This is a genomic window from Pseudonocardia sp. SID8383 (genome assembly GCF_009864975.1).
Classification (GTDB): domain Bacteria; phylum Actinomycetota; class Actinomycetes; order Mycobacteriales; family Pseudonocardiaceae; genus Pseudonocardia; species Pseudonocardia alni.
In genome coordinates, this window is sequence record NZ_WWFY01000991.1 from 1 (window position 1) to 5,297 (window position 5,297).

General features: G+C 73.9%; 4 protein-coding genes and 1 pseudogene. 4 read left to right on the plus strand and 1 reads right to left on the minus strand.

Annotated elements, in window-relative coordinates; translation table 11 throughout:
- Both GTW08_RS23740 and GTW08_RS23745 read left to right on the plus strand, forming a co-directional pair.
- Positions 1-1,900: hypothetical protein (locus tag GTW08_RS23740; RefSeq protein ID WP_161152551.1), on the plus strand; the 1,900-nt coding region annotated here is incomplete at its 5' end.
- The gene (locus GTW08_RS23745) at positions 1,897-2,220 is read left to right on the plus strand and encodes a hypothetical protein (RefSeq protein ID WP_073574800.1); all 324 of its coding nucleotides are present in this window, start codon (positions 1,897-1,899) and stop codon (positions 2,218-2,220) included. The genes GTW08_RS23740 and GTW08_RS23745, both read left to right, overlap by 4 nt.
- Positions 2,221-2,284: 64 nt before the next feature.
- On the opposite strand, the gene GTW08_RS23750 is transcribed toward GTW08_RS23745, so the two are convergent.
- On the minus strand, positions 2,285-3,757 hold the full coding sequence (locus GTW08_RS23750; protein ID WP_073574801.1) for an NAD-dependent succinate-semialdehyde dehydrogenase: 1,473 nt from the start codon (positions 3,755-3,757) through the stop codon (positions 2,285-2,287).
- A 64-nt stretch (positions 3,758-3,821) separates the two neighbouring features.
- Here GTW08_RS23750 and GTW08_RS23755 point away from each other — a divergent pair, with 64 nt between their 5' ends.
- Positions 3,822-5,021 carry an acyl-CoA dehydrogenase family protein gene (locus GTW08_RS23755; RefSeq protein ID WP_073575303.1) on the plus strand — a complete coding sequence of 400 codons (1,200 nt, stop codon included), beginning with the start codon at positions 3,822-3,824 and terminating at the stop codon, positions 5,019-5,021.
- Positions 5,021-5,297: pseudogene (locus GTW08_RS23760) on the plus strand (hypothetical protein); the annotation flags it as partial. The gene GTW08_RS23755 and the pseudogene GTW08_RS23760, both read left to right, overlap by 1 nt.

The following is a 5,297-nucleotide window of genomic DNA, read 5'->3' on the forward strand; positions in this document are numbered from 1 at the left end:
GGTCCCGCGCCCGCCCGGTGACGGCCCGCCGCCGCCCCCGCCGCCCGCACCCGAGACCGCCGAGCCGCTGTCCCCGCTGTGGGTCTGGGGCGCACCGGTCCTGGCCGTTCTCGCGGTGCTGCTGCTGCCCGTCGCCGCCGCGACGACCGACCTGTCCGACCTGGGCGGCTGGGGCCTCGCCCCGGCGCTGAGCCCGTTCGCGTGGGTCGCGCTGCTGCTCGCCATCGGCGCCTGCCTGCTCGAGCTCTGGTCGCGCCGCCCGCGCATCCCGATGCTGGGTGCCGCGACGGGTGTGCTGCTGCTGTGCTCGACCGGCCTGCCCTCGGTCGTGCAGCCCCAGGCCCGGTTCACCACCGCCTGGCTGATCTCCGGGTTCGTCGACGCGGTCGCCAGCAACAACGGCGTCCCGCCCACCGGCGTGGACGCGCGGTTCTACTGGCCCGCGTTCTTCGCCCAGTGGGCGTGGATCCGCGACGCCGCCGGTGCCGACCAGCTCGACACGATCCTGCGCTGGTACCCGCCCGCGGTCACCGCGGTGTGGGCGATCGGCGTCTACGCCCTGGCCCGCTCGATGCTCGGGGGCACCCGAGCGCCGTGGGTCGCGGCCTGGCTGTTCATCGGCCTGAACTGGATCGAGCAGGACTATTTCTCCCCGCAGGCGACCGCGATCGTGCTGCTGCTGACGGTGCTGACCTTCGCGCTCGGCCCGCTGGCGACCCGCCGCGTCGACAACGCCGGGGTCCCGGGCTGGCCGCGGGCCCACCGCGGGGCGCCACCGCTGCCCCGGTGGCGGCGCTGGCTGGTGTCGGCGCTGACCCCGCCGAACACGCCGACGCTGCCCGCCCGGCAGCTGCTGCTGATCTACTTCTGCGCGGCGCTGTGCGTCATCGCCGTCGCCCCGGCCCACCAGCTGACCCCGTTCGCCATCATCGGCCAGCTGGCCGTGCTGGCCGTCGTCGGCCGGTTCCGCGGACGCGGGCTGGTGATCGTCGCGATCGCCGCGGTGACGGTGTTCGTGCTGATCGGCGCCCGCGACTTCTGGATGAACCAGATCAGCATGATCATCGGTAGCGGCGACGACGGCAGCGCGCTGCAGGCCGGTGTCGCGGACCGCTTCCAGGGCGACACGGGCCAGCTCGTCGGCAAGGGGTTCCGGGTCGTGATGACCGGCCTGACCTACGTCCTCGGCTTCGCCGGGGCCTGGGTCTACTGGCGCCGCCGCCGCGACCTCGTGCCGATCCTGCTGGCGATCATCCCCATGGGGATGGCGGTCGTGCAGAGCTACGGCGGCGAGCTGCTCCTGCGCGTGCTGCTCTACGGCCTGCCGATCCTGTCGATCCTGGCCGTCGACGCGCTGCGGGCCTTCGCCCGCGTCGACCGCAAGCGCGAACGGCTGCTCGCGGTGGGCATGGTGGTCGTCTTCGGTCTGCTCATCTTCATCCGCGGCGGTAACGAGGCCTACACCGACGTCACCACCGAGGACGTCCAGATGACCCGCAAGGCCTACGCCGAGGCGCCGCCCGGGGCGACGGTGCAGCCGTTGTCGACGGTCGGGCCCTACGCCCTGGAGGGCGTGGGCGAGAACAACAACATGGCCTCGGGCGGTCAGGGCTGCGCGGTCCTCGCCGCGGACCCGTTCCGCTGCATCGACCAGGTCCAGCCGCAGACGATCCTGTTCTACCCGGCGATCGAGAAGCAGGGCGTCGTCCTGAACGACCGCGAGCCGGGCTGGACGATCGAGATCCGCAACCAGCTCATCGCGTCGGGCCAGTACCGCGCGACCTACGAGAGCGGCTTCGACGCCATCCTGGTGCGCAACGAGCCGCTCCCGGCGCCGGGCGTTCCGGCACCGGCGACGGCCCCGGTCCCGGCGGCCGGTGGGGAGGTGCCGAACCCGTGAACGGATTCCTCCTGACCTGGCTCGCGTTCGGTCTGATGCTGGCCGTGTTCGCCGCCCGCGCCTGGGTGGTGGAGACCAGCCGTGGCCGGTTGGTCACCAGCGGGTCCGCGCAGCGCGGGCTCACCGCGGCCGCCGTCGCCTCGGTGGCGCTGCTGGTCGTGATGCTGACCCTCAACGGCGGCGTCGAGCTGGTCGAGCTCGTCTCGGGGGGCCGGGCCGACGTGACCCAGCCCGCCGAGCCGGTGCCCGGCCAGGACCCGGCGGTGCCGATCCAGCCGCAGGCCCCGGCCCCGGCGGCACCCGCGGCCCCGGCCAACTGACCAACCCGCGACACACGGGGGCCCCGGCGCCGTACGGCACCGGGGCCCTCGGTCGTGCGTGGGGTCAGCCGCTGTAGCCGATGGCCACGTACTTGGTCTCCAGGAACTCGTCGATGCCGACGGTGCCGCCCTCGCGGCCCAGCCCGGACTCCTTGACGCCGCCGAACGGGGCGGCCGGGTTCGACACCAGACCGGTGTTGAGCCCGATCATGCCGCTCTCGAGGTTCTCGGCGATGTGCAGCGCCCGGTTCAGGTCGCGCGTGTACACGTAGTTGACCAGGCCGAACTCGGTCGCATTGGCCGCGGCCAGTGCGTCGTCGGCGCTGTCGACGACGGTGATCGGCGCGACCGGGCCGAAGATCTCCTCGTGGTTGAGCCGGGAGTTCACCGGCACGTCGGTGAGCACGGTCGGCGGGTAGAAGTAGCCCGGCCCGTCCTGGGCCCTCCCTCCGATCGCGACCGAGGCACCGGCGGCGACGGCGTCGGCGACCAGGTCGGTGACCTTGTCCAGGCCCTTCGCGTCGATGAGCGGGCCCACGTTCACGCCCTCCTCGGTGCCGCGGCCGACCTTGAGCGCGCCCATCCGCTCGGCGAGCTTCGCGGTGAACTCCTCGGCGACGCCGCGCTGGACGTAGAACCGGTTCGCGGCGGTGCAGGCCTCGCCCATGTTCCGCATCTTGGCGATCATGGCGCCCTCGACGGCGGCGTCGACGTCGGCGTCGTCGAGCACGATGAACGAGGCGTTGCCGCCCAGCTCCAGCGACGACCGCATGACCTTGTCCGAGGCCTGGGACAGCAGCAGCTTCCCGACCGGGGTGGACCCGGTGAACGACATCTTGCGGGCGCGGCCGTCGCGCAGGATCGGCTCCATCACCGCGCCGGCGTCGGTGGCGTTGATGACGTTCAGGGCGCCGTCGGGCAGGCCGGCGTCGGCCAGCACCTGCGCGAACGCGAGCATGGTCAGCGGCGTCTGCGGCGCGGGCTTGATCACCGAGGCACAGCCGGCGGCGACCGCCGGGGCGATCTTGCGGGTGCCCATGGCCAGCGGGAAGTTCCACGGGGTCACGAACACGCAGACCCCGACGGGCTGGCGGATGGTGAGGAAGCGGGTCTGGCCGTTCGGGGCGACCTGGTAGCCGCCGTCGATGCGCACGGCCTCCTCGGAGAACCAGCGCAGGAACTCCGAGGCGTAGACGACCTCGCCCTTGGCCTCGGCGAAGGGCTTGCCCATCTCCAGGGTCATGAGCAGGGCCAGGTCGTCGATCCGCTCGTGGAGCAGGTCGTAGGCGCGGCGCAGGATCTCGCTGCGCTCCCGCGGCGCCATCGCGGCGATCGTGGGCTGCGCGGCGTGCGCGGCGGCGAGGGCGTCCATGCCGTCGGCGGGGGAGGCGTCGGCGACCTCGGTCAGCACCTCTCCGGTGGCGGGATCCTCCACCTTCGCGGTCGCGCCGTTCTCCGCCGGCCGCCACCGGCCGCCGATGAACAGGCCGGTGGGGACGGCATCCAGCACCCTGCGCTCGTCAGCATTGGTGGTCATGCCCGGAACGTACCCCGGTGAGTCGGCCCATAGACACCGGCGGCGCCGGCGGGGCTGGGTCATGATGAGGCCCGTGGCAGCGACATCGACACCGGCAGCGGCCCTGCCCGAGCTCGTGCCCGACCCGGTCGAGCTCCCCGCCGGGCTGGCGGACCTGCGGGCCGAGGTCCGTTCCTTCCTCGACGACGAGCGCGGCGCCGCCCGCTGGACCCCGCGTGCGGACGTGTGGCTCTCCGGCTGGGACGAGTCGTTCTCGCGGCGGCTGGGGGAGCGCGGCTGGCTCGGAATGACCATCCCCACCGAGTACGGCGGGCACGGCCGGACCGCGCTGGAGCGCTACGTCGTCACCGAGGAACTGCTCGCCGCGGGCGCACCGGTGGCGGCGCACTGGATCGCCGACCGCCAGATCGGGCCGTCGCTGCTGCGCCACGGCACCGAGGAGCAGCGTCGCGCGTTCCTGCCCGGGATCGCCCGCGGCGAGGTGTACTTCGGCATCGGCATGTCCGAACCGGACTCGGGCTCCGACCTGGCGTCGGTGCGGACCCGGGCGACCCGCGTCGACGGCGGGTGGCGGCTGTCGGGCACCAAGGTGTGGACCTCCGGGGCGCACCACGCGCACGCGTTCTTCGCGCTGGTGCGCACCGAGCCGCGCGACGACGCGCACCGGCACGCGGGGCTGTCCCAGTTCCTGGTGGAGCTGGACTCGCCCGGGGTGGAGATCCGCCCGATCCCGTTGCTCACCGGGGCGCACCACTTCAACGAGGTCCGCTTCGACGACGTGTTCATCCCCGACGCGCGGGTCTTCGGCGAGCTGGGGAACGGCTGGGCCCAGGTCACCGGCGAGCTCGCGTTCGAGCGCTCCGGACCGGAGCGGTTCCTGTCGACCTACCCGCTGCTGGCGTCGCTGGTCGGCGAGCTCGCCGGGGCGGGCCGTGCCGACGCCGGCACCCGTCGTCGCGTCGGGTCGCTGGTGTCGCGGCTGTGGACGCTGCGGGCCATGTCGCTGGCCGTCGCCGGGGCGCTGGAGTCCGGCCGGGCCCCCGAGCTGGCGGCGGCCCTGGTCAAGGACCTCGGTACCCGCTACGAGAACGAGATCGTCGACGCCGCCCGGCTGCTGGTCGACATCCCGCCGGACCCGGGTGCGGAGTCCGGGTTCGCCCGGCTGCTCGCCGACGCCGTGCTGCACGCGCCCGGGTTCACCCTGCGCGGCGGCACCAACGAGGTCCTGCGCGGCATCGTCGCGCGGGGGATGGGACTGCGCTGATGGCCCGTAACAGCGACCTGGCCGACCTGGCCGCCTCGATCCTCGCGGCCGGGTCCGACGACCGTGACGGGACCGGCCTGGACACGGCGGCCTGGAAGGCGTGTGGCGGGGCCGGGCTGACCTCGCTGACCGACCCGGACACCGGCGGCACCCTCGACGACGCCGCCGTGCTGCTGGAGGTCGCCGGCGCCGACGCGGCCCGCCTGCCGCTGGCCGAGACCGACCTGCTCGCCGGGTGGCTGGCCCGCGCCGCCGGGCTCGCCGTGCCGGACGGGC